The sequence below is a fragment of the Allobosea sp. GW823-FHT01F03 genome (assembly GCF_058798075.1).
Window position 1 is genome coordinate 1,237,503 of record NZ_CM179505.1, and the last position, 22,982, is coordinate 1,260,484.

Below are 22,982 nucleotides of genomic sequence, written 5' to 3' on the forward strand. Positions count from 1 at the left end.
CCGCAGGGGAATGGTGGGCGGCGGCACAGGGCCATTCCGGGGCAGGCCGCAAGGCCCGAGCCCGGAACTCATGACCTCGATGCGTTTTCGAGAAAGCAGCACGACCGAAAGTCTTGCTGCCGGCCGTGGTATTCATGGGGCCGGGCGCTTCGCTGCGCGAAGCCCCGGAAAGACGGCGTGCTTCCTCAGCAAGCGCGAAGAGACGTCCTCACGCCTGTTCGACATGCTCCTTCGCCACGAAGGCGATCCGGACCATGTTGGTCGCACCCGGCGTGCCGAAGGGGACGCCGGCGACGACGATGATGCGGTCGCCGAGCGCCGCATAGCCCTCGCGCACCGCGAATTTGCAGGCGCGGAAGGCCATGTCGTCATTGTCGCTGGCGTCCTTGGTGACGACCGCGTGCACGCCCCAGACCAGGGTCAGGCGGCGCGCCGTGGCGCGGTTGGGCGTCAGCGCGACGACCGTCGAATTCGGCCGCTCGCGGGCGAGGCGGAAGGCGGTCGAGCCCGAGGAGGTCCAGGCCGCGATCGCCTTCAGATGCAGGGCCGAGGCGATCTCATGGGCGGCCTTGGCGATGGCGTCGGCGCCGGTCGCCTCCGGCTCGGCGCGCTGCGCGTCGAGGATCGAGCGATAGGTCGTGTCGTTCTCGACCTCCTCGGCGATGCGGTTCATCATCGTGACCGCCTCGACCGGGTATTGGCCTGCGGCGCTCTCGGCCGAAAGCATCACGGCGTCGGCGCCCTCGAAGACGGCGGTCGCGACATCGGAGACCTCGGCGCGGGTCGGCACCGGGGCGGTGATCATGCTCTCCAGCATCTGGGTCGCGACCACCACCGGCTTGCCCATGCGCCGCGACAGGCGGGTGATGCGCTTCTGCGTGCCGGGGACCTTCTCGAGCGGCATCTCGACGCCGAGATCGCCGCGCGCGACCATGATCGCGTCGGAGGCATCGATGATTTCCTCGAGCCGCAGCAGCGCCTGCGGCTTCTCGATCTTGGCCAGGGCGAGCGCGCGGCCGCGCACGATCTTGCGGAGATCGGCCATGTCCTCGGGCCGCTGCACGAAGGAGAGCGCGATCCAGTCGACGCCGGCCTCGGCCGCCGCCTCGGCGTCGGAGCGGTCCTTGTCGGTCATCGCCGAGACCGCAATCGTGGTGTCGGGCAGGCTGATGCCCTTGCGCGAGGACAGCCGCCCGCCGACCGTGACCTTGGTGACGGCCTGCTTCTCCGAGGCCTTCTCGACCACGAGCCGGATCTTGCCGTCATCGAGGATCAGGTTGTGACCGGGCTCCAGCGCCGAGAGGATTTCCGGATGGGGCAGGTGGACGCGCTTGACCGTGCCGGGGGCAGGATCTGAATCGAGGGTGAAACGCGCGCCGTTCTCCAGCAGCACGCCGCCATCGCCACCGAACTGGCCGACGCGCAGCTTCGGCCCCTGCAGATCGGCGAGGATGCCGACCGGACGCCGGAACTGCGTCTCCAGCGCCCGCAGCATCGCGACCCTCTCGGGCAGCGTCTCGCGCTGGGTATGGCTCATGTTGATCCGGAAAACGTCGACGCCGGCCTGGAAAAGTTTCGCACACATCTCCGGCGTGGAGGAGGCGGGCCCCAATGTCGCGATGATCTTGATCCGTCGTTCCCGCCACATTGGGTCGTTTCTCCTTGTTTGCGCAGTTCGTTCTGCGTCCGGTCGTTCCGTCGCTTATTCGTGGCTCCAGGGCAAGCGCCGACGCAAGATTCTGCGCTCGCCCGAAACTGAAAAGGCTACCGCGGTCAAGGCCGCGGCGGCGCTGCGCCGGGGGTGTCGGTGAGCTGGATCGTCCAGCCCTTCTGTTCGCCGGTGTCGACCTCGAAGAAGCCCGAGCGGTCATAGCCGCGCGACAGGCAATCCTCGATGCCGCGGATGGTGAACTCCTTGTTGCGCGTGCACATGATCGACTTGCCGGTCCATTCGCCGCCCTTGTCGTAGTCGACGGCGTGGACATAGTAGAAGCGTGCCGCCAGCGTGCCGCGCAGCAGGGTCTCGCAGGCCCGCGGCGCGATGTTCCACCAGCCCTCGGTGACCCAACCCTGGGCGTCGCGATAGCCGATGGCGACGCCGACGCGGCTGCCCGTGGTGTTGCACATGCGCAGATCAGCCAGCGCCGGGACGGCGCCTGCGAGCAGGAACGCCGCCGGCAAGGCGAGGCGAAGCACGGATCGGGCGAGGCGTGCGCTCAAAATCATGGATCGATCAGGATTACGCGGCAATCGTTGACATTGGTCAGGGTCGGGCCGGTCCGCAGCAGGTCGCCAAGGCCTTCGAAGAAGCCGGTCGAATCATTGTCGCGCAGCGATTGGGCGGGATCGAGGCCGAGCGCGCGGGCGCGTGCCAGCGTCGTCTCGTCGATGATCGCGCCCGCCGGATCGCTGGCTTCGCCGCCGCCGCCATCGGTGCCGTCGGTGTCGCCGATGAGCGCGACGATGCCCGGCTCGCTGGCGAGCGCGATGGCCAGCGCCAATGCGAACTCCTGGTTCGGGCCGCCACGGCCCTTGCCGGCGATGGTGACGGTGAGTTCGCCGCCCGAGATCAGCGCGGCGCGCCGGCCTTCCGCCTTCAGCGCAAGGGCCTGCCGGGCCTGCCCCTGCGCGACCTCGCGGGCCTCGCCTTCGAGATCGGGGCCGAGATCGATCGGTTCGTAACCGGCGGCGCGGGCGGCTGCCACCGCGGCGGCGATCGCGTCGGCCGGGCGGGCGACGATGCGATAGTCGCTGCCGGCAAAGGCGGGATGGCCGGGCTTCGGCGTCTCGTTGGCCTCGTCGGCGAGGAGTGCCTCGGCCGCCGGCGGTAGCTTCAGCCCGTAGCGGGCGACGATGGCGCGGGCATCGGCCATGGTGCTGGGGTCGGGCACGGTCGGGCCCGAGGCGATGGCGGCGGGGTCATCATGCGGCACGTCGGAGACCGCGATGGTCAATAGCCGTGCCGGGGCGGCGGCGAGGGCGAGCCTGCCGCCCTTGATGCGCGAGAGCCGCTTGCGCACGATGTTCATCTCGCCGATCGGCGCGCCCGAGCGCAGCAGCGCCTTGTTGACAGCCTGCTTCTCGGCCAGCGTGAGCGTGCCGGCCGGTGCGACCCAGTTGGCCGATCCGCCGCCGGAGAGCAGGACGAGGACGAGATCGTCGGCCGTTGCGCCCTGGGCGAGAGCGAGCGCGCGCTCGGCGCTGGCGATGCTGCCTTCGTCCGGTACCGGATGGCCGGCGGCCACCATCGGGATGTGGCGGGTCTTGGTCTCGTAGCCGTGCCGGGCGACGGCGTGGCCGAGCAGGCGTTCGGGCGCGAGGCCGAGCGTGTCGAGATAATGCGCTTCGGCGAGCGCGGTCATGCTGCCGGCGGCCTTGCCGGCGGCGAGCAGGATCAGGCGGCCGGACGGGGGAGGCTTGGGCAGGTGCCCGGCGAGCCAGCTGCTCGGATGGGCGCGCGCCACGGCGGCGTCGAAGATCGTCCGCGCCACTTTGCGCTGCTGTTCGATTGCCTTGCGAAGCTGTTGCAAACCGTCGGCCTTCCCGCGAATCCGATCATGCCAATCGACTTTCGTCTCAGCCCCTTCTATGTCGCTGGCGCGCGGGCGTCATCCGCGATTTGCTAGATCGCCGCGCGTCCGTCCGGACGCGGCTACGGTGATCTATCTTTTTGTTATCGCATCGGAGTTTTCCGAAAAGTGGATTCCACTTTTCAGTCCGATGCCATAGGCAGTTCCGAGGGCGGAATGGAAGCGCAGATGGCCTTGCCGAACGGAGCTCCCGTGTTGCGACCCGGCGAGGTCGAGATCATCCTGGGCGATCCGGCGACCGGCGTGCTGCTGCTCTGTGACCACGCCACCAACGCCATTCCTGCCGAGCTCGACGGGCTCGGCCTGCCGGCCCAGCAGCTCGAGCGCCATATCGCCTACGATATCGGCGCGGCCGAGATGACCCGCGCTATGGCGGCGGCGCTGGGCGCGCCGGCGGTGCTGAGCAATTTCTCGCGGCTCCTGATCGATCCCAATCGCGGGCGCGACGACCCGACCCTGGTGATGCGCATCTCGGACGGTGCGCTCGTTCCCGGCAATGCCCGGATCGACGAGGCCGGCATCGCCGAGCGGATCCTCCGCTATTACGCGCCCTATGACGCCGCCATCGACGTGGCGGTCGAGGCCGCGATCGCGGCCGGGCACCTGCCGGCGATCGTCTCGCTGCATTCCTTCACGCCGTTCTGGAAGGGCGTGCCCCGCCCCTGGCATGCCGGCGTGCTCTGGGACCGCGAGGGCCGGCTGGCACAGGCGCTGATCGCGGCGCTGCAGAACGAAGGCGATCTGACCGTCGGTGACAACGAGCCCTATAGGGGCGGGCTGCCGGGCGACACGATCGACCGGCATGCGACGCGGCGCGGCTTGCTCGACGCGCTGATCGAGATCCGCCAGGACCTGATCGGCGAGCCGCATGCGGCGCGCGCCTGGGGCAGGCGGCTGGCGCGCTTGTTGCCCGCGAGCCTCGCAATCGCGCGAGAAATGTGAAATCCGGCCGCTTCCCGCTTGACCTCGCGGCCCATCCGGGCGAACCCCTGCGACCAATTTTCGAAGAAGGGTTTGAGAATGGACGATCCGGTTGCAGGCGATCAGCTGCTTAGCATCGTGCAGCGCATCGAGCGGCTCGAGGAAGAGAAGAAGACGATCTCCGACGACATCAAGGAGGTCTATTCCGAGGCCAAGGCCAATGGCTACGACGTCAAGGTGCTGCGCAAGGTGATCGCGCTGCGCAAGCGCGACCTCGACGAGCGCAAGGAAGAGGAGGCGATCCTCGACCTCTATCTGCAGGCCGTCGGCGAGACGCCCTGATCCGGGCGGCGCGCCGAGCGCCAACCCGCCTATTGCCAGCCGGACTGCCCCTGTCGTCAGGCGATCGAGGCCGTCCGGCCCTGGCGCTGTCCGCTACCGGACGTTCAGCCCGAATTCCCGCAGCAACTGCCCGGCCTGTTCGCGCGAGATCGTCGCGCCCTTGAAGGCGGCTGCATCGCCGAGCCGCAGTCCACCGAGATCGGCGCCGCGCAGATCTGCGCCCTGAAAGCGCGCGCCTTTCAGCGAGGTCTCGCGCAGGCTGACGCCTGCGAGGATCGCGTCGCGGAAATCGCAGTCGCCGAGATCGGCCTGCGAGAAGTCGACGCCCTCGAGGTGCATCCCGCGAAACGACATGCCGCGGAGCTTGGCGTAGACCAAAAGCGTGTCGCGGAAGCAGGTGTCCAGCGACCGGGTTTCCGTCAGGGTGGCCCCCGTGAGCTTGCAGCCGATGAAGGATGCGGCGGTGAGCTTCGCCCCGCGCAACCCGGCATTGTTGAGGTCGCAGGACGTGAATTTGGCCTCGGTCAGGTCCGCTGCGGTCATGTCGGCGAAGGCGGCGCTGCACGATGTCCAGCTCGTGCGCTCCAGAATGGCGCCCTTCAGTTGCGCGTGCTGGAGATTGCAGCGCTCGAAGGTCCAGTCGGAAAAGTCCAGCCGCGACAGGTCGAGCCCCTGCAGGTCGCAGCCGGAAAGGCGGGCTGGTTGCTCCCTGGCGGCCAGAGCGGCCAGCTCGGAGCGATCGGGCCTGCAGCTGGCGACGACGGCGTCAGGCGTCCTGTTCTCGGCCATCGCGAAGCTCCTGCGGGTGCGTTCTCAGTTGGCAGCCCTGTCGGCCATCGCTCCCGCGCCGTCAATTCATGACGGAAAACGCCGGCCTCGGATCATCCGAGACCGGCGTTTCCTGGGCGGCCTTGCGGGCGGCTGTCAGCTATGGGTCCGGAACCGGACCTCGTCATCGATGAAGGTCTTTTCCTGGAAAGCCGCTTCATTGGAGCCGAAGGGCATCTGCGCCGTCAGCTTCCAGGACGCAGGGATGTTCCAGGCCTTGGCGACGTCTGCGTCGACGAGCGGATGGTAATGCTGGAGGCTCGCACCGATATCGGCGTCGGCGAGCGTCGTCCACACGGCCAGCTGCGCGATGCCGGTCGAATGTTCCGACCAGATCGGGAAGTTGTGCGCGTAGAGCGGGAAGCTGGCCTGGAGCGCCTTGACCGGCTCCTGATCCTCGAAGAACAACACGGTTCCCGCGCCGTTCGCGAAGCTGTCGATCTTCTTGCTCGTCCCCTCGAAATCGGCGGCCGGCACGACGGCGCGAAGCGCTTCCCGCGTGATGTTCCAGAACTTGTCGCTCTCCTTGCCGAAGAGAATGACGGCGCGCGAGCTCTGCGAGTTGAAGCTGGAGGGAGACAGGCGGATCGCTTCCCTGATCAGGGTATCAACCTGCGCTTCGGGGATCGGCAGATTCTTGCCGAGAGCGTATTGCGTACGGCGCTTCTTGAGCTTGTCGAGCATGGCTTCCTCATATGCGAACGCATGTCACGTCGGTGGACCGATGAGACAGGACGGGTTTCCCTGAGCGCCTGCACAGGCGCCGTCCCGGCGAAGGCGGGACTTGATGAGGGAGAGGTAGCGGTTCACTTGCTGCATCGGAATGCCCATATTGGGCACCAATCTGTTGCTAGCGGGGGAACGCCTGCATGTCCGAGCTCGACGATATCCGTAGCTTCGTCGCCGTGGTCGATTCCGGAGGCTTCGGCCGGGCCGGGCGTAGCCTCGGCCTGTCGAAATCGATCGTCAGTCGCCGCGTGGCGCGGCTGGAGGCCGATCTCGGCACCAGACTTCTGAGCCGTACCACCCGCGGCGTCAGCCCGACCGAAGCCGGGCTCGAGTTCAAGGCGCGCGGCGAGCGTATCCTGGCCGAGCTGACAGAAGCCCGCGAAGCGGTGGCGCTGCAGGCCGGCGGGGTCGCGGGCCGCCTGCGGCTGAGCATGCCGCTCTCCTTCGGCATCCACCATGCCGCGCCGGTGCTGGCCGAGTTGGCGCGCCGGCATCCCCGGCTCGAGATCGATGCCGAGGCCAGCGACCGGCAGGTCGACCTGATCTCCGAGCGCTTCGACATGGCGATCCGGATCGGCGTGCTGAAGGATTCCAGCCTGGTGGCGCGTCGGATCACCTCCGTGCGCGGCATCGTCGTCGGCAGTCCCGCCTACCTTGCCGGGCATGGCCGCCCGGCGACGCCGGCCGATCTCACCGGCCATGAATGCCTGATCTATACCGGCGGGGCGGTGCCCGACTGGAATTTCAAGGTCAATCGGCGGCTTGTCTCGGTCCGGCCGAGCGGGCGGCTTCGTTCCGATAATGGCGACACCTTGCTGCAATGGGCGGAGGCCGGGCTGGGTCTCGCCCTGCTGCCGAGCTTCATTGCCGGCGAGGCGATTCGCGCCGGCCGGGTCGAGCCCGTTCTGGTCGAGTTTCCGCTGCCGGAAAGCGGGCTTTATGTCGTGCGTCCGCCGGGCGCCTATGTCTCCGGCAAGGTCCGTGTGCTCACCGATCTCCTGGTCGAACGCTTCGGCTCCGCCGCGACCTGGGATCCCTGCCGGAAGGTGCTGGATCAGCATGCGCAGATGGTCGGATCTGGTGAGGACGAACATCAAGCTGCGTGAAGTTGCACTTCACCCGATTTCACGTGCCAGCCGTCTTTCGCAAAGGCAGTGTTGCGGCCCATCGAAGCGGGAGATCGTGATGCTGCTGGTTGGAATGCTCGACAGCCCCTATGTGCGGCGCGCCGCGATCACCGGAACCTTGCTCGGGCTCGAATTCGAGCACCGCTCGGTCTCGGTGTTCCGGCACATGCCGGAGTTCAGCAAGATCAATCCGCTGATCAAGGCGCCGACGCTGGTCGCCGATGACGGCACGGTGATCAGTGAATCGCTGCTGATCATCCAGCATTTCGAGGATGTCGCCGGACGCTCATTGCGGCCCGTCGACCCGGCCGCACGGGTGCGAGACCTCAGCCTGACCGGCATCGGCATCGTGGCCGCCGACAAGGCGGTTTCGGTCGAATACGAGCGCAAGCGTCCGGAAGAGCGCCGCTACGCCAACTGGCAGGAGCGCATTCTGACGCAGCTGCATACGGCGCTCGATCTGCTCGACCAAGCGACGCGGCGCGGCGAGCTCGCCGCCGGTCCGGAATTGCGGCCGGGCGACATCGCGGCGGCGATCGCCTGGGGCTTCTGCCGTTTCGTCATCCCGGAGTTCGTCGACGAAGCGCGCTGGCCGGCGCTCGCCGCACAGGCCAAGGCCTGCGAGGCGCTCGACGTGTTCGAGGCCTGGCCGATCGACCGGGAGTAAGACCCGGCGCTACTGCGCCGGGTCGGGTTCGCGCTCGACCTTCGGCCTGGAGGCCGGGCGGAAGCGCTCGCGCAGCGACTGGAAGATGACGTAGAGCGCCGGGATCAGGAAGATGCCGATCACGGCCGCCGCGATCATGCCGCCGAAGACCGGCGTGCCGACATTGCGTCTGGCGAGCATCGAGGGCCCCTCCGCGATCACCAGCGGCAAGAGGCCGAGGATGAAGGCGAGCGAGGTCATCATCACCGGCCGGAAGCGCAGGCGCGCGCCCAGCGTCGCCGCGTCGAGGAGGGGAAGCCCTTTTTCGCGCTGCTCCTTGGCGAATTCGACGATCAGGATGCCGTTCTTGGCCGCGAGGCCGATCAGCACGACGATGCCGATCTGGGCATAGAGGTCGAGCGTCAGCCCGCCGATGACAATGCCGACGAAGGCGCCGAGCACGCCGACCGCGACCGAGAGCAGGACTGGCACCGGGATCGTCCAGCTCTCATAGAGCGCGACCAGGAAGAGATAGGCAAAGAGCAGGGCGAAAGCGAGGATCATCCCCGTTTGGCCCTCGGCCCGCTTCTCCTGGAAGGAGACGTCGGTCCAGTCGCCGCGATAGCCCGCCGGCAACGTCTTCGCCGCGACCTGCTCCATCGCCGCCAGCGCCTGGCCGGAGGAGACCCCCGGCGCCGGCGAGCCCTGTATCGTGACGGCGAGGCGGTTGTTGTAGCGGATCAGCGCCTGCGGCCCGACGATGATGCGTGCCTCGAGCAGGCTGCGCAGCGGGATCATGCTGCCGTCGCGGCTGCGGACATTGATGCGGTAGATGTCGTCGATCGACTTGCGGTCGGCGCCGTCGGCCTGGATCTGGACCTGCCAGGTGCGGCCGAAAAGATTGATGTCGTTTACATAGTAGCCGCCGAGCGAGGCCTGGAGCGACTGGAACAGGGTGCTCAGCTCGACGCCGAGGATCTGGACCTTGTCGCGGTCGATGTCGAGGAAGACCGAGGGCGTCGTGTCCGAGAAGGTCGAGAAGACGCGGCTCAGCTGCGGGTCCTGATTGGCGGCGATGGTCAGGCCGCGCAGCGTGCGGGCGAGCGCCTTGGGATCGGAGCCGCCCATGTCCTGCAGCACATAGGTGAAGCCGCCGCCGGTGCCGAGGCCGACGATCGGTGGCGGCGCGATCGGCACCACGGCGCCGCCGCGTACCGCCCGCAGCTTCTGCGCGACGCGGGCGAGGACCGCGTTGGCGCTCTGGTCGGCACCCTTGCGATCCGCGAAGGGTTTCAGCGTGACGAGGAAGAAGCCGGCATTGGACTGCGAGTTCCCGTCGATGAAGTTCAGCCCGATGATGGTCGAGTAATCCTCGACCGTTGGCTCGGCCTTGAGGATCTTCTCGACCTCGGCGGCGACGGCGGCAGTGCGGCCGACCGAGGCGCCGTCGGGCAATTGCGCGACGACGAAGAAGGCGCCCTGATCGTCCTCCGGCAGGAAGCCGGTCGGTGTGATGCGCCCCATGCCGTAGATCGCGGCGCCGAAGGCCGCGGTCAGCGCCAGGCTGATCAGCGAGATGCGCACCAGCCGGGCGACGAGGTCGCCATAGCGATCGCGCGTCCAGTCGATGCCGCGCATGACATGGCCGATCGGCCCGCGGCGCGGGCCGTGATGCGGCTTGAGCAGAACGCCGCAGAGCGCCGGCGACAGGGTCAGCGCATTGATCGCCGAGATCAGCATCGCGACCGCGACGGTGACGGCGAACTGGCGGAAGAGTTCGCCGGAAATGCCGGGGATGAAGGCGACGGGCACGAAGACCGAGAGCAGCACCAGCGTGATCGCGATGATCGGCGCCACGATCTCGCCCATGGCGCGCTTGGTCGCATCGGCCGGCGAAAGCTCGGGATGCTCCTCCATCACGCGTTCGACATTCTCGACGACGACGATCGCGTCGTCGACGACGATGCCGATGGCGAGCACGACGGCGAGCAGCGAGACCGTGTTGGCGGAGTAGCCGATGGCGTTCAGCACGATGAAGGTGCCGATGAGGCTGACCGGGACGGCGAAGGTCGGGATCAGGGTGGCGCGGAAGCTGCCGAGGAAGAGGAAGACGACGATGATGACGAGGATGAACGCCTCGATCAGCGTCTTCTTGACCTCGTCGATGGTCGCGGTGACGAAGGCGGTCGGGTCGTAGGTCACCTTCCAGGCGAGGTCTTCCGGGAAATTGCGGGCGATGTCGCCGACGGTCTTCTTGACCGCATCGAGCGCCGCGATGGCATTGGCGCCCGGCGACTGGTAGATGCCGATTAGGACGGCCGGGCCGCTGTTGAGGCGGGTCTCGCGGTCGAGATTGGCGGCACCGAGCTCGATGCGCGCGACGTCGGAGAGCCGCAGCACCGACCCGTCCGGGTTGGTGCGCACCACGATCTTCTCGAATTCCTGCGGCGAGCTCAGCCTGCCCTTGGTCTGGATGTTGAGCTGAAGCTGCTGGTCGTCGGAGATCGGACGTGCGCCGATGCGGCCGACGGCGGCCTGGGTGTTCTGCGACTGGATGGCGTTGATGATGTCGCCGGTGGTCAGGCCGAGCCCGGTCAGGGCGTCGGTGCGGACCCAGGCGCGCATCGAATAGTCCTGCGCGCCGAACAGCGAGGCGTCGCCGACCCCCGGGGTCGAGCGGATAGCATCGAGCAGGTTGATGGTGGTGTAGTTCGAGACGAAGAGGTTGTCGTAGGTCTTCTTCGGAGAATAGACCGCGATGACGCCGAGCAGCGCCGAGGACTGCTTCTTAACCGTCACGCCGTTGCGCTTGACCTCCTCGGGCAGCTTCGACAGCGCGATCTGGACGCGATTATTGACGTTGACGGTGTTGATGTCGGGATCGGTGCCGAGCTCGAACGAGATCTTCAGCGAATAGCTGCCGTCATTGCCGCTGACGCTCTTCATGTAGAGCATCTTGTCGGTGCCGACGATCTGGGCCTCGAGCGGTTGCGCCACGGTCGATTCGACCACGGCCGCCGATGCGCCGGGATAGGAGGTCGTCACCGAGACCTGGGGCGGCACGATGTCGGGATATTGCGCGACCGGAATCGCAAAGAGCGAGATCAGGCCGGCGATGACCGTGACGACCGCGATGACGATGGCGAGGCGCGGCCGGTCGACGAAGACGGAGGTGAACATGCCTCAGCTCCGGCCGGCCGGCGGCGCCGCGACGGGGGAGGCGAGAACCGGCGTGCCGGGCCGCAGGCCCTGGAGCCCCTCGACCACGATCTGCTCGCCGCCATTCAACCCCTGGTCGACCACGACATAGGCGCCGGCTTCGGCCCCGATCTTCAGGCGTTTGACCACGGCCTTGCCGCCCTCGACCACAAAGACGTAAGCGCCTTGCTGGTCGGCGATCAGCGCCGCCTGGGGCACCAGGACCTTGTCCACGGGCTTGTCGGCATGGACGGCGACATTGACCAGGGTTCCGTCGATCAGCCGGCCTTTCGGATTGGGCACGACGGCACGGACTAGGACGGTGTCGGTGGAGCGGTCGACCGAGACGTCGACGAAGTCGATCGTGCCCTGCTGGTCATAGGTCGAGCCGTCTGAAAAGCGCAGGGTGACCTTTGGTCCGGTCGCGCCGGCATCGACGCGATTATGGCCGAAGGTGACGAATTCGCGCTGACTGACCGGGAAGTTCACATACATCGGGTCTTCGCTGACGATCAGGGCCAGCGCGCCGCTGTCCGGCGAGACGACATTGCCCTTGGTCAGCTTGGTACGGCCGATCCGGCCGGCGATGGGCGAGGTGATCTCGGTGTAGCCGAGATTGATCTCCGCGGTCTTCAGATTGGCGGCGGCGGTGGTGGTCGAGCCCTTCGCAGCGGTCTCCTCGGCGACGCGCTGGTCGCGTACCGCGACCGAGCCGGCATTGGTCCGCAGCAGGTCCTCGGCACGCTGGCGCTGGGTGGTGGCGTTCTGCAGCGTCCCCTCGGCGCTCTCGAGCGTGCCCTGCGCCTGCTGCACGGCCGCCTCGAACGGCGCTCTCTCGATGCGGAACAGCGGGGCGCCTTCCTTGACGCTGTCACCGTCGCGGAACAGGACGGCTTCCAGGAAACCGGTGACGCGGGCCCTGATCTCGACCCGGTTGATCGCCTCGATGCGGCCGACGAAATCGGCGGTGCGCTCGATCGGGCGCTTCTGCGCCGGGGTGGTGCCGACCGGGATGGCCGCCGGCTGGGCGGGTTGAGCCGGCTGGGCGAGTGCGGACCAGGAGGGGCCGAGCAGGGCGAGGCCGGCGACGAGCAGGAAGGTCGCTCCATTCCGCGACCGGCGAGCCGGACTTTCCGCAAGTTGAGCGCGCATTTCCATGACTCCCGTAGGCATCGTCCGTATCCTGCCATGACGCGTATCATGACGCGACGGCACTGTGCGCGTTTTATTGATGCAGCGCTACGCCTACAAGATCATGACGGGCGCTGTCGCAGCGTCGGCCCGTCGGCAGGTCAGTTCTGGACGAAGGTCGTCGGCAGGGCGCGGACGGCGGGGCCGCTGAAGCCGCTGGTCTTGAGGTCGCTGGGGGCGGCGTTGCTGAAGCCGAGCGCGGCCGCCGGGCTTGGCCCCGCGACCCACCCCCTGGCGGCAGGATCGGTCACCTTCGCCTTGGCGGTGGCGACGCCGGCGCGGCGCGGCGCGGCCGCCGGCTGGGCGACGGCGGCGAACAGCGAATCTAGACCGGAGCGATCGGCATCGTATTCGGCGGCCATCGGCGTCCGCGTTTCGGCCGCCGCGCCTTCGGCGACGCGTCGCGGCGCTTCGCCCGGCGCACGCGGACGGATCGGCGGCGGTGGATGCGAGACATTGACCAGGCGGGCGCCGGCAGGAGCCGCGTCCTCGGCCTCGGCGCGAGCGGGCTCCGGGGCGAGGTTCGCGAGAACGACCGGGCGGATCGGCGGCAAGGGCGCCGCGACAGGCCGGCCGGCCACGACAGCCTCGATCACGGGGGGCGGCAGGTCGCCGGGGCGGCGCGGCGGCAGCGAGGCGAGAATCAGCTTCTGCTCGGTCTGCGGCAAGGGCAATGCCGAGGCCTCGGCGGCCAATGCGGCGAGTTGCGGCGAGCCGGCGGGCGGCGGCGGCAGCGTCAGGCTGGCCGGTCGTGCGACCGGCAATGCTGTCGCGATCGCGCTGGGCTTGGGCGGCTCGGCCGGCGGTGGCGCAAGGGCGGCGAGCTGGGTCTCGGCCGGTGCGGCAGCGGGCGCTGCGGGAGCCGGTGCCGTGGCGCGGTTCGAGCGCTCGCGCATCAGGGCGCGGCCGGTCGGCTCGGTCTGGGCGGGCTGGGCATTGAAGACCGCGAAACGGCCGCCATCGCCACTGTTGCTGTCGCCGGCATAGGCCATGACGGTGGGTTGCGGCGTCGGTGCGCGGCGGGCCGCGGCGCGGCCGCGGCTCGGGCGGGCATCCGCCTCCTCGTCGTCGCCGCCGAAGAGCGCTGCCCAGAAGCCCTTGCCGCCGCGGCCGGAAGCGATGATCGCGCCCTCGTCGAAATCTGTGGCGGCATAGCCCATCACCGAGCCGCCACTGGAGAGAATCTCGGCCTTGGCGACCTCGTAGCCGCCGAGGGGCTTGCCGTCGGCCGGCAGATGCACGGTCTTCTCGTCCGGGAACAGACGCACCAGCTGGTCGCGGGTCATGCGTGGCCAGGAGCGCACCGAGCCGGCGTCGAGATGGATGAACGGGGTATGGGCGCCGGGATAGAAGCCGACGCCGCCGCGTTGCAGCCGCATGCCGACCTCCCGGATCTTCGCGGTCGGCGTGTCCGGCAGGTAGAAGTCCATCGCCTTGCCGACCATGTGCTGGCTGGACTTGGCGACCCCGCGCGAGCGCCGGCGCAGCATCGAATTGGTGCCGGGCGAGCGATAGGCGGACACGACGTGGAAGGGCTCTTCGGAGCCGACCTTGCGATGAACTTCCCAGGCGAGATCGAACAGGCGCGGGTCCATCCGGATCGGCTCGTCGGTGCGCCAGTCGCGCATCGCCCAGTTCAGCTTCTCGAGCGCTGCGGAATCGTAGCGGCCGTCACGCCTGAAGGTGACGGTCGTCTCCTCCTTGGTATGCATGTGCTTGATGGTGATGGTGCGGGTATCGCCGTTGGCGACGGCATCCTGCGTGCCGCGGACCCCAATGCACAAGACGACCACGCTGGTCGCGACGAGCGCGCCGGTATGCGCGAAGCGCCGCATGGGGCGCGTCAGCCGTCTCGTCGTCTCGGCTTTCGACCAGCTCACTCTCACCTGACCCGTCTCGAAGCGCCGGCGAGCCGGTGCGGTAAACGTGAAGGAACAGTTGCCGAGAAGGCTTAACGGGAGGTTACCGGCGGCACAACCATCCCGCCGGATTTTCGGCAAGTCCGCAGCTGGCTACCCACAGATCATGGCGAAACCGTGCCGCCGCCGCAATCTGGCCTCAGGAGAGCCGCTCGAGCGCGGTGCGGACGAGCCGGTGGAAGCCGTAGAGATCCTCAAAGGTCGTGATCGCGCCGGCCTCGTTCACCACCAGCGTGTTGTAGACCAGATGGATCGGCAGCGGCTGCGGCAATCTGATCGTGCGCTCGCCGGAGCCGATCAGGCGCTTCAGCCGTTCGTTCGTCCATTCCGGGCCGAGCACGAGATCGGCGAGCGCGAACGGGTTCTCGACGCGCACGCAACCATGGCTGAGCGCGCGCTTGTTGCCGGCGAAGAGGCGGCGGTTCGGCGTGTCGTGCAGATAGACGGCATGGTCGTTCGGGAACATGAACTTGATCCAGCCGAGCGCGTTGCGCTCGCCGGGGGGCTGGCGCACCGAGATCGAATTGCCGCGGCGGGTGACGACATAGCCGCGCTTGGCGGCATAGTCGGGATCGGCCTTGAGCCCGGGCAGGAATTCCTTCTTCAGGATCGAGGGCGGCACGTACCAGGACGGATTGACGACGACATATTCCATCTTGTGCGAGAAGATCGGCGTCGCGCTCTGCGGCTTGCCGACGATGACGCGGGTATCGTGCACGGGCTTGCCGTCATGGACCATGCGCATCCGGAACTCGGGGACGTTGACCATGACATGGCTGGCACCGAGATCGGCGGGCAGCCAGCGCCAGCGCTCCATCTGGGCGATGATGTCGTTTTCCAGGCGGGCGGCGGGCGGCGAGCCGAGCGCGGCGAGCGTCTGGTTGCTGAGCACGCCGTCGGCGCGCAGCCCGGCCTGCTTCTGGAATTCGGCGAGTGCGGTCGCGGTCGAGCGGTCGAAGACCGGTTCCTCGCTGGCGCCGAGGCCGAGGCGGGCGCGGACCAGCGGCACGCGCTGGTCGCGCATGCCGAGCCGCAGCGGTGGCCCGGCAGGGATGCGCACCGAAGGCACATCCTCGTCGTTGGAGCGCAGCGTGGCGAGCTTGGCCTTGAGCCGGCGATAGCCCTCGTGCTGCGGGTTGTAGGCGGCGAGCACCGCGCCCGGGTCGGCGGCGCCGGCGAGCTCCGACAGCACCTCGGTGGCCGAGGGCAGGTCGAGCTCCGGGGTCAGCATCTTCGAGAGGCGGCGCGGATCGATGCGGCCGCCGCGCGCGTCGCGGGCATAGAGCACGGCGAGGGCCGAGAGCCTGACATCGGCCTCGGCGAGGCCGTCCTTGTCGCTGGCCTCGAAAGCCGGCACGGCATAGTCGGCGGGGCGCAAGCCGTCCTGGCCAGCGCGGGCGAGCTGGGCGACGAGCTGCTTGCCGGCGGGGCTCCAGCCCTTGCCCTCGATCCAGAACGGCCGATTCTCGTTGGCAGCGTAGGCGGCGAGGATGTCGGCGCGCTCGCGCTGGGCGAGGCGCGGCACGGCGAGACCTTCCTCGGCACGCTGGGCGATGCGGGCGGCGAGCTCGAGCGCGCTCGGCAGCGACAACACGACTTCGGGCAAGGCCGGCGGCGCGATCTCGATCTGCGCCGGGAGCGCGGCCGGGGAGGGCGCGTCCGGCGCCGGCCTGGCGGTCAATGCGGGATCGACCGGCGGCAGCTCGGGAGCCGGGATGTCGAGCAGGAATATGCGGTCCTCAGGCTGCGGCGTCACCGAGATCGCTCCGGTGACGAGCTCGGTCGCATCGAGCGGGGCGGCGAGCTCAGGCTGCTCTTCGGCGGGGCCGGTTCGCAGGTCGAGCACCAGCTCGGGCGGGGCGGGAATGTCGAGCCTGAGCGGGGCCGCTTCCGGCGGCATCACCAGCGGAGCCGGCAGTTCCGGCAGCGGCAGGCGCGGCGCGGCGGCCTCGTACGGCGCTTCCTGCGCGAGCGCGCCGGCGATGCCGAGCGCGAGAGCCAGGATAGCGGCGGAGGCGGATTCCGCCAGAAGGCGACGGCGCATGCTGTGTCCCCGAATCGCTGCCGATCCACGCCGATACCTGCGTGAGGCAGCCTGTTTCGACTAGTGCCGCCCTGCAACAGCGGCGGCCATTCTGTCCGAAGCCGGTTCTGCCGGCCGCGGCGCTCGGTCCGGTTCCGGCTCGGCGGCGTCCACTCCGGTCGGACCGGTCTCGCCTTCGATCAGCCCGTAATCCTTGAGCTTGCGATAGAGCGTCGAGCGGCCGATGCCGAGCTTGCGCGAGATCTCGGACATGTGGCCGCGATAATGGGCGAGCGCGAATTTGATGATCTCGCGTTCGAGCTCGTCGAGGCTGCGCATGTCGGAGCCGGCGACGAGGTCGAGCGCGTTGGGATCGCGCACCGGCACCTGGACGATGCGCGGCGGCGCATCCTCCTGGCGCGCGCCGGAAAGGGGAGGCGGAGCCGGCGGGATGCGGACGTCGAAGCCCTCCATCTGCGCGGCGATCTGCGGGAATTCGGCGATGGTCAGTTCGTCGCCATCGGCCAGGACCACGGCGCGGAACATGGCGTTCTCGAGCTGGCGGACATTGCCCGGCCAGTCGTAGCGGCTAAGCAGTCCGAGCGCCTCGCTGCTGATGCCGCGCAGCTTCTTGCCCTCTTCGGCGGAGAAGCGGGCGAGGAAGCCGCGGGCGAGGTCGGCGACATCCTCGCGGCGCTGGCGCAGCGGCGGCAGGGTGATGGGGAAGACGTTGAGGCGGTAATACAAGTCCTCGCGGAACTCGCCGCGCTTGACCTGATCGAGCAGGCTCTTGTTGGTCGCCGAGATGATGCGGATGTCGACGCGCACCGATTTCTTGCCGCCGACCGGGTCGACCTCGCCCTCCTGGATGGCGCGCAGCAGCTTGACCTGGGCGTCGAGCGGCAATTCGCCGACCTCGTCGAGGAAGAGCGTGCCGCCATTGGCCTCGACGAATTTGCCGACATGGCGCTCGGTGGCACCGGTGAAGGCGCCCTTCTCGTGGCCGAAGAGGATGGATTCGACGAGGTTGTGCGGGATCGCTCCGCAATTGACGGTGACGAAGGGCTTGCCGCGGCGGTCGCTGGAGCCCTGGATGGCGCGGGCGAGGACCTCCTTGCCGACGCCGGATTCGCCTTCGACGAGGACCGGAATGTTCGACTTGGCGGCGCGCTCGGCGAGCTGCACGACCCGGCTCATATCCGGGCTCTTGCTGGCGAGGTCGCGGAAGCCGAGCTGGCCGGCGGAGCGCCGCTTCATGTAGCGGATCTCATGCTCGAGCGCGCCGAGCTTGAGCGCGTTCTTGAGCGAGACCTGCAGGCGCTCGGCTCCGACCGGCTTGACCACGAAGTCGACCGCGCCCGCCCGCATCGCGGAAACTACGGTCTCGATCGATCCGTTCGCGGTCTGGACGATCACCGGCGTCGCGATGCCGCGCTCGCGCAGCGCAGCGAGCACCGCCATGCCATCGCGGCCGGGCATGACGAGGTCGAGCACCAGGCAGTCGATATGCTGCGATTCGTCGCCGAGCAGAGCGAGCGCCTGCTCGCCGCCCTCTGCCGTCAGGACGTCATAGCCGAAACGCTTGAGCATCGCGTCGAGCAGCCGGCGCTGGACGGGATCGTCGTCGACGACGAGGACGGTGGCGGACATGGACCCTCGATCGGACAGGGGCTTGCAGGCGGAAGCGCTGTTCCGTTTCGGGGCAATCTCGGCCAGAAGGGTTAAGCCGTGATTAAGGCAGCGACACCGTTCGCGCTCAGGGGCGCGTGCGGGTCCGTGCTTCAGGTGCGGTGAAGGCGCGCCTGTAGCGGCGGCTATGCGAGGTGCCACGCTGCGAGACTTCCGGCGTGCCTTCCGCCAGGCCGGCGACCTCGACCCGGTCGCGGCCCTTGCGCTTGGCCCGGTAGAGCGCCGCATCGGCACGCTCGATCACGGCTTCCAGCTCCTCCTCGCCGGCCGTCTCGGCGACGCCGATGCTGACCGTCACCGGGCCTTGCAGGGGGCGGATGGCGCGCGAGCGACGCGCATAGTCGGCCCGGATCGCCTCGGCCATGGCGAGCGCCGGCTCGAGTGGCGTGCCGGGCAGGAGAGCGACGAACTCCTCGCCGCCGAGGCGGCCGAGAATCGCGCCGTTCCCATCCGCCGCTTCGGCCAGGACGTTGGCCAGCTCCTTGATGACGAGATCACCGGTGGCGTGGCCATAGACGTCATTGACCTGCTTGAAGGCGTCGATGTCGCAGAGCAGGAGCGTCGCCGGCGCTTCGCGGCAGGTTGCGGCCAGCGCGGTCTCGGCGGCGGTGAAGAAGCCGCGGCGATTGCCGATGCCGGTGAGCGGGTCGGTCAGCGACTGCGCGGTCGCCTCGGCCATCAGGTCGCTAGTCGCCCTAAGCAGGAAGAGGGCGGCCATGGCGCACCAGCTCAGCATGGCGAAAATCCGGAAGCTCACACCCCAGAAGGCGCTCGTCACTTCCGCCTCGCTCTCGATCGGTCCCTCCAGCGCGAAGGCGAGGGCGGGACGGGCGAGGAGCAGGGCGGCCGTCAGCACGAAGACCAGGCCGGTCAAACGGTCGATCCTGCTGCGATCCGGGGCACGCGCGATCGCGCGCGCCGCGATCAGGAAGATCAGGGCGGCTCCGATGCTGGCGATGGTGCCGCGCCAGAAGACGCTCGGGCTCACGAGGCCGAACCAGATTCCGGCGAGGATGGTGGCGAGCAGGATCGGCAGGGTGACGCGGTCGGCCGCCCGGCCGTCATGCAGAAGCAGGGCGCCGCGGGCCGCGAAGAAGGCGACACCGACCAGAAAGGCGTTGGCGATCAGGGAGAAGGGCGCGGCGTTCTCGGTGACGAGGCGCGCTAGGCTGATCGCGGAGCCGAGGACGGCGCAGGCATAGGCCAAAGACCAGTTGAGCACATGCCGGTGCTCCCTTTGCTTCAGCCAGAGGGAATAAAGGGTCGCGCAGAGCACCGCGGCAATGACGGGCAGAATCGCGGTCAGAAGATAGGCGTGGTCCATTCCACCATTCCGCGGTCGGCGCGCGCTCGCAGAGGCCGGTCTCGACCTTGGGTAGTGGCAGCCCTTACGGAAAGTCAACGTCTTCAGTTCGTGCGGATGCCCCGCATGCACAGGCGGTGCGAGCGAGCCGCGGCGCGATTGCGGCGCAGCGCAACGTTGATCGCGCGGTCTTGTCCGCGCATATGGGAGGGAACGGTTTCGCCAGAAAGGTGCCTTTGACATGACGACAGCCTTCGCCGGGACGACCGCCGCCAATGTCGCAAGGAGCCCTGTCGGCCGCGCCGACAAGGCGGCCAAGGCGCTGGGCGTCCTGCCGGAATGGGATCTGACGCATCTCTATCCGGCGATGGACGCGCCGGAATTCGCCGCCGATCTCGAAAAAGCCCTGGCCGAGGCGCGCAGCTTCGCGGCCCTCTACCGCGGCAAGCTCGCGGTGCTGGCGGCGCGCGCCGACGCCAGCACCGTGCTGGCGGAAGCGGTCTCCGCCTATGAGAAGCTCGAAGACCTCGTCGGCAAGATCATGTCCTATGCCGGGCTGGTCTATTCCGGCGATACCACCGACCCGCAGCGCGCCAAGTTCTATGGCGACACGCAGGACAAGGTCACGGCGATCTCGACCGAACTCTTGTTCTTCGGGCTGGAGCTCAACCGGATCGACGAGGCCGCGCTGGCCAAGGCGGCGGCACAGGCGCCGCTCAGCCATTGGAAGCCGTGGATCGAGGACCTCGCCAAGGACAAGCCGCATCAGCTCGAGGACCGGATCGAGGAGCTGTTCCACGAGAAGTCGGTGACCGGCCACGGCGCCTGGAACCGGCTTTTCGACGAGACCATCGCCTCGCTGCGCTTCAAGGCCGGCGGCGAAGATCTTACGCTCGAACTGACGCTGAACCGCCTGCAGGACGCCGATGGGGCTGTGCGCAAGGAGGCGGCGGAGGCGCTCGGAACGGTGTTCCGCCAACATCTGCGGACCTTCGGTCTGATCACCAACACCCTCGCCAAGGACAAGGAGATCTCCGATCGCTGGCGCAAATTCGAGGATGTCGCCGATTCCCGGCATCTGGCGAACCGGGTCGAGCGCGAGGTGGTCGATGCGCTGGTCGCGGCGGTGCGCGAAGCCTATCCGCGCCTGTCGCACCGCTACTACAAGCTGAAGGCGCGCTGGTTCGGGCGCGAGGCGCTCGACTACTGGGACCGCAACGCGCCACTGCCACGCATCGAGCAGCGCACAATCCCGTGGGACGAGGCGCGCGACACCGTGCTGTCGGCCTATGGTGATTTCTCGCCGGAAATGGCGGACATCGCCCGGCGCTTCTTCGACGAGCGCTGGATCGACGCGCCGGCGCGGCCCGGCAAGGCGCCGGGCGCCTTTGCCCATCCCACCGTGCCCTCTGCGCACCCCTATGTGCTGGTCAACTATCAGGGCAAGCCGCGCGACGTGATGACCCTCGCCCATGAGCTCGGCCATGGCGTGCACCAGGTGCTGGCCGGGCCGAACGGCGCGCTGATGGCGCCGACGCCGCTGACGCTGGCCGAGACGGCGAGCGTCTTCGGGGAGATGCTGACCTTCCGCAAGCTGCTCAACGAGACGGTCGACGCCAAGCAGCGCAAGGCGATGCTCGCCGCCAAGGTCGAGGACATGATCAACACGGTCGTGCGCCAGATCGCCTTCTACTCCTTCGAGCGGAAGGTCCACGAAGCCCGCCGCTCGGGCGAGCTGACGGCGGAAAATCTCTGCGAACTGTGGATGAGCGTGCAGTCGGAGAGCCTCGGTCCCGCGATCAGGCTCGGCCCGGGCTACGAGACCTTCTGGGCCTATATCCCGCACTTCATCCACTCGCCCTTCTACGTCTACGCCTATGCCTTCGGCGATTGCCTGGTGAACTCGCTCTACGGCGTCTACCAGAACTCGGCGGAGGGCTTTCAGCAGCGCTATTTCGCGCTGCTCTCGGCCGGCGGCACCAAGCATCATTCCGAACTGCTCAAGCCGTTCGGCCTCGACGCCCGCGATCCGGCGTTCTGGCAGATCGGCCTCAACATGATCGAGGGGCTGATCATCGAGCTCGAGGGTATGGAATAAGCGAGGGGGTGCGCAGGTGAGCTCCCAGGTCTTCGACCGCGCGCTCTATCGGCGTCGCCTCGCGGCGGCGCTCGCGGACGGCTATCCCGATTTCCTGCTGGCGCGCTGCGCCGATGATCTCGCGGAGCGGCTTTCTGCGGTGCTGCGGCGCTTCGGGGTCGCCGCCGATCTCGGCTCGGCCCTGCCGCTGGCGACACCGGTGCTGCGGCAGAAGGCGGACGGGGTGCTGCGGTTGGCGGAAGCGGCCGGCGCTGGCGCCGACATCGTCGGCGATCTCGAGGCGCTGCCCTTCGCCGCCGCCTCGCTTGACCTTTCCGCCTCGCTGCTCGCCCTGCATGCGGTCAACGATCTACCCGGCACGCTGCTGCAGATCAGGCGCAGCCTTCGGCCGGACGGGCTGTTCATCGGCTGCCTGCTCGCCGGGGAGAGCCTGACCGAACTGCGCCAGTCACTGCTCGCCGCCGAGGTCGAGGTGAGCGGCGGGGCGAGCCCGCGGGTCGCGCCCTTCGCCGATCTGCGCGATCTCGGTAGCCTGTTGCAGCGGGCCGGCTTCGCCCTGCCGGTCGTCGACAGCGAGCTCGTCACCGTGCGCTATGGCGACCTGTTCGGCCTGCTGCGCGACCTGCGCGCCATGGGCTGGGCCAATACGCTGCTGGAGCGCAGCCGCAAGCCGCTGCGGCGGGCCGTGCTGCTGCGTGCCGCCGAGCTCTATGCCGGGCGCTTTGCCGATCCGGATGGCAGGCTCCGGGCGAGTTTCGAGATTGTCTGGCTCTCGGGCTGGGCGCCGCATGAGAGCCAGCAGAAGCCGCTCCGGCCGGGTTCGGCCAAGGCGCGGCTGGCGGATGCGCTCGGCGTGACGGAGGTCGGCACCGGCGAGAAGCCGGGCGGAGAGGGGCAGGGATGAGCGACAAGCCGGTACGACTGAAGCGGGCCGGTTTCCGGCTGTTCCGCACGATCCCGACGCGCTGGGCCGATAATGACGTCTTCGGCCACGTCAACAATGTCGTCTACTATAACTGGTTCGACACGGTGGTGAACGCCTGGCTGATCGAGCAGGGCTTCCTCGACGTGAAGGAGAGCCCGGTCGTTGGCCTCGTGGCCGGCACGCGCTGCGACTATTTCGAGAGCGTCGCCTTCCCCGAGACGGTCGAGGGTGCGCTCGCGGTCGAAAGGCTCGGTCGCTCCTCGGTGACCTACCGCATCGGCATTTTTCGCGAGGGCGCGGAACTGACGGCGGCACAGGGCCTGTTCACACATGTCTATGTCGAGCGCACCGCGCAGAAGCCGGTGCCGATCCCGGAAGGGCTGCGTGCGGCGCTGGCGGGACTGAGCATCTGAAATCTGGCCCGGAAAAGTTGTTTCTCCGCCGGCTTCGGGC

The 22,982-nt window shown here is 68.4% G+C and carries 18 protein-coding genes; 7 read left to right on the forward strand and 11 right to left on the reverse strand.

The window, feature by feature from the left end; translation table 11 throughout:
- Nucleotides 1-208 precede the first annotated feature (208 nt).
- From pyk to AC3RCC_RS05760, 3 genes are all read right to left on the reverse strand, one after another.
- Complete coding sequence (pyk, locus tag AC3RCC_RS05750) at nt 209-1,648, reverse strand: pyruvate kinase (RefSeq protein WP_291637625.1); 1,440 nt, start codon at nt 1,646-1,648, stop codon at nt 209-211.
- 125 nt (nt 1,649-1,773) lie between these two features.
- Nucleotides 1,774-2,226, reverse strand: coding sequence for a DUF1036 domain-containing protein (locus AC3RCC_RS05755; protein WP_492257871.1), 453 nt, complete (start codon nt 2,224-2,226; stop codon nt 1,774-1,776).
- Nucleotides 2,223-3,530: a glycerate kinase type-2 family protein gene (locus AC3RCC_RS05760; protein ID WP_291637629.1), complete on the reverse strand. Its 1,308-nt coding sequence runs from the start codon at nt 3,528-3,530 to the stop codon at nt 2,223-2,225. The genes AC3RCC_RS05755 and AC3RCC_RS05760 overlap by 4 nt, the downstream gene beginning before the upstream one ends.
- 228 nt (nt 3,531-3,758) lie before the next feature.
- On the opposite strand from AC3RCC_RS05760, the gene AC3RCC_RS05765 reads away from it, so the two are divergent.
- Together AC3RCC_RS05765 and AC3RCC_RS05770 are read left to right on the forward strand one after the other, a co-directional pair.
- Nucleotides 3,759-4,532, forward strand: a complete 774-nt coding sequence (locus AC3RCC_RS05765; protein WP_492257872.1) for an N-formylglutamate amidohydrolase — start codon at nt 3,759-3,761, stop codon at nt 4,530-4,532.
- A gap of 78 nt (nt 4,533-4,610) precedes the next feature.
- Complete coding sequence (locus tag AC3RCC_RS05770) at nt 4,611-4,853, forward strand: DUF2312 domain-containing protein (protein ID WP_066477463.1); 243 nt, start codon at nt 4,611-4,613, stop codon at nt 4,851-4,853.
- Between the two features lie 93 nt (nt 4,854-4,946).
- Here AC3RCC_RS05770 and AC3RCC_RS05775 read toward each other — a convergent pair whose 3' ends face one another.
- Together AC3RCC_RS05775 and AC3RCC_RS05780 are read right to left on the reverse strand one after the other, a co-directional pair.
- A complete protein-coding gene (locus AC3RCC_RS05775; protein WP_492257873.1) occupies nt 4,947-5,642 on the reverse strand; it encodes a pentapeptide repeat-containing protein in 696 nt (231 codons plus the stop codon).
- Between the two features lie 135 nt (nt 5,643-5,777).
- Entirely contained in the window at nt 5,778-6,365 is a 588-nt protein-coding gene (locus tag AC3RCC_RS05780) for a nitroreductase family protein (protein WP_291637636.1), read from the reverse strand.
- Nucleotides 6,366-6,550: 185 nt separating this feature from the next.
- Here AC3RCC_RS05780 and AC3RCC_RS05785 point away from each other — a divergent pair, with 185 nt between their 5' ends.
- Complete coding sequence (locus AC3RCC_RS05785; RefSeq protein ID WP_291637639.1) at nt 6,551-7,516, forward strand: LysR family transcriptional regulator; 966 nt, start codon at nt 6,551-6,553, stop codon at nt 7,514-7,516.
- Nucleotides 7,517-7,595: 79 nt separating this feature from the next.
- Nucleotides 7,596-8,204 (forward strand): glutathione S-transferase family protein, encoded by a 609-nt coding sequence (locus AC3RCC_RS05790; protein WP_492257874.1) that lies wholly within the window; start codon nt 7,596-7,598, stop codon nt 8,202-8,204.
- Between the two features lie 9 nt (nt 8,205-8,213).
- Here AC3RCC_RS05790 and AC3RCC_RS05795 read toward each other — a convergent pair whose 3' ends face one another.
- The 6 genes from AC3RCC_RS05795 to AC3RCC_RS05820 form a co-directional block, all read right to left on the reverse strand.
- Nucleotides 8,214-11,363, reverse strand: a complete 3,150-nt coding sequence (locus AC3RCC_RS05795) for an efflux RND transporter permease subunit (RefSeq protein ID WP_291637643.1) — start codon at nt 11,361-11,363, stop codon at nt 8,214-8,216.
- A gap of 3 nt (nt 11,364-11,366) precedes the next feature.
- Nucleotides 11,367-12,533: an efflux RND transporter periplasmic adaptor subunit gene (locus AC3RCC_RS05800; RefSeq protein WP_492257875.1), complete on the reverse strand. Its 1,167-nt coding sequence runs from the start codon at nt 12,531-12,533 to the stop codon at nt 11,367-11,369.
- Nucleotides 12,534-12,673: 140 nt separating this feature from the next.
- Nucleotides 12,674-14,407 (reverse strand): peptidoglycan L,D-endopeptidase MepK, encoded by a 1,734-nt coding sequence (locus tag AC3RCC_RS05805; protein WP_492257876.1) that lies wholly within the window; start codon nt 14,405-14,407, stop codon nt 12,674-12,676.
- 223 nt (nt 14,408-14,630) lie between these two features.
- On the reverse strand, nt 14,631-16,535 hold the full coding sequence (locus AC3RCC_RS05810) for a L,D-transpeptidase family protein (protein ID WP_492257877.1): 1,905 nt from the start codon (nt 16,533-16,535) through the stop codon (nt 14,631-14,633).
- A gap of 60 nt (nt 16,536-16,595) precedes the next feature.
- Complete coding sequence (locus tag AC3RCC_RS05815; protein ID WP_291637651.1) at nt 16,596-18,164, reverse strand: sigma-54-dependent transcriptional regulator; 1,569 nt, start codon at nt 18,162-18,164, stop codon at nt 16,596-16,598.
- Nucleotides 18,165-18,270: 106 nt separating this feature from the next.
- Complete coding sequence (locus AC3RCC_RS05820; RefSeq protein WP_492257878.1) at nt 18,271-19,527, reverse strand: GGDEF domain-containing protein; 1,257 nt, start codon at nt 19,525-19,527, stop codon at nt 18,271-18,273.
- A gap of 220 nt (nt 19,528-19,747) precedes the next feature.
- On the opposite strand from AC3RCC_RS05820, the gene AC3RCC_RS05825 reads away from it, so the two are divergent.
- The 3 genes from AC3RCC_RS05825 to AC3RCC_RS05835 are packed head-to-tail and all read left to right on the forward strand — an operon-like array spanning nt 19,748 to nt 22,942.
- Complete coding sequence (locus AC3RCC_RS05825; RefSeq protein WP_492257879.1) at nt 19,748-21,604, forward strand: M3 family oligoendopeptidase; 1,857 nt, start codon at nt 19,748-19,750, stop codon at nt 21,602-21,604.
- A gap of 16 nt (nt 21,605-21,620) precedes the next feature.
- Nucleotides 21,621-22,508, forward strand: coding sequence for a methyltransferase domain-containing protein (locus tag AC3RCC_RS05830; RefSeq protein WP_492257880.1), 888 nt, complete (start codon nt 21,621-21,623; stop codon nt 22,506-22,508).
- Nucleotides 22,505-22,942, forward strand: a complete 438-nt coding sequence (locus tag AC3RCC_RS05835) for an acyl-CoA thioesterase (protein ID WP_291637660.1) — start codon at nt 22,505-22,507, stop codon at nt 22,940-22,942. The genes AC3RCC_RS05830 and AC3RCC_RS05835 overlap by 4 nt, the downstream gene beginning before the upstream one ends.
- Nucleotides 22,943-22,982 lie beyond the last annotated feature (40 nt).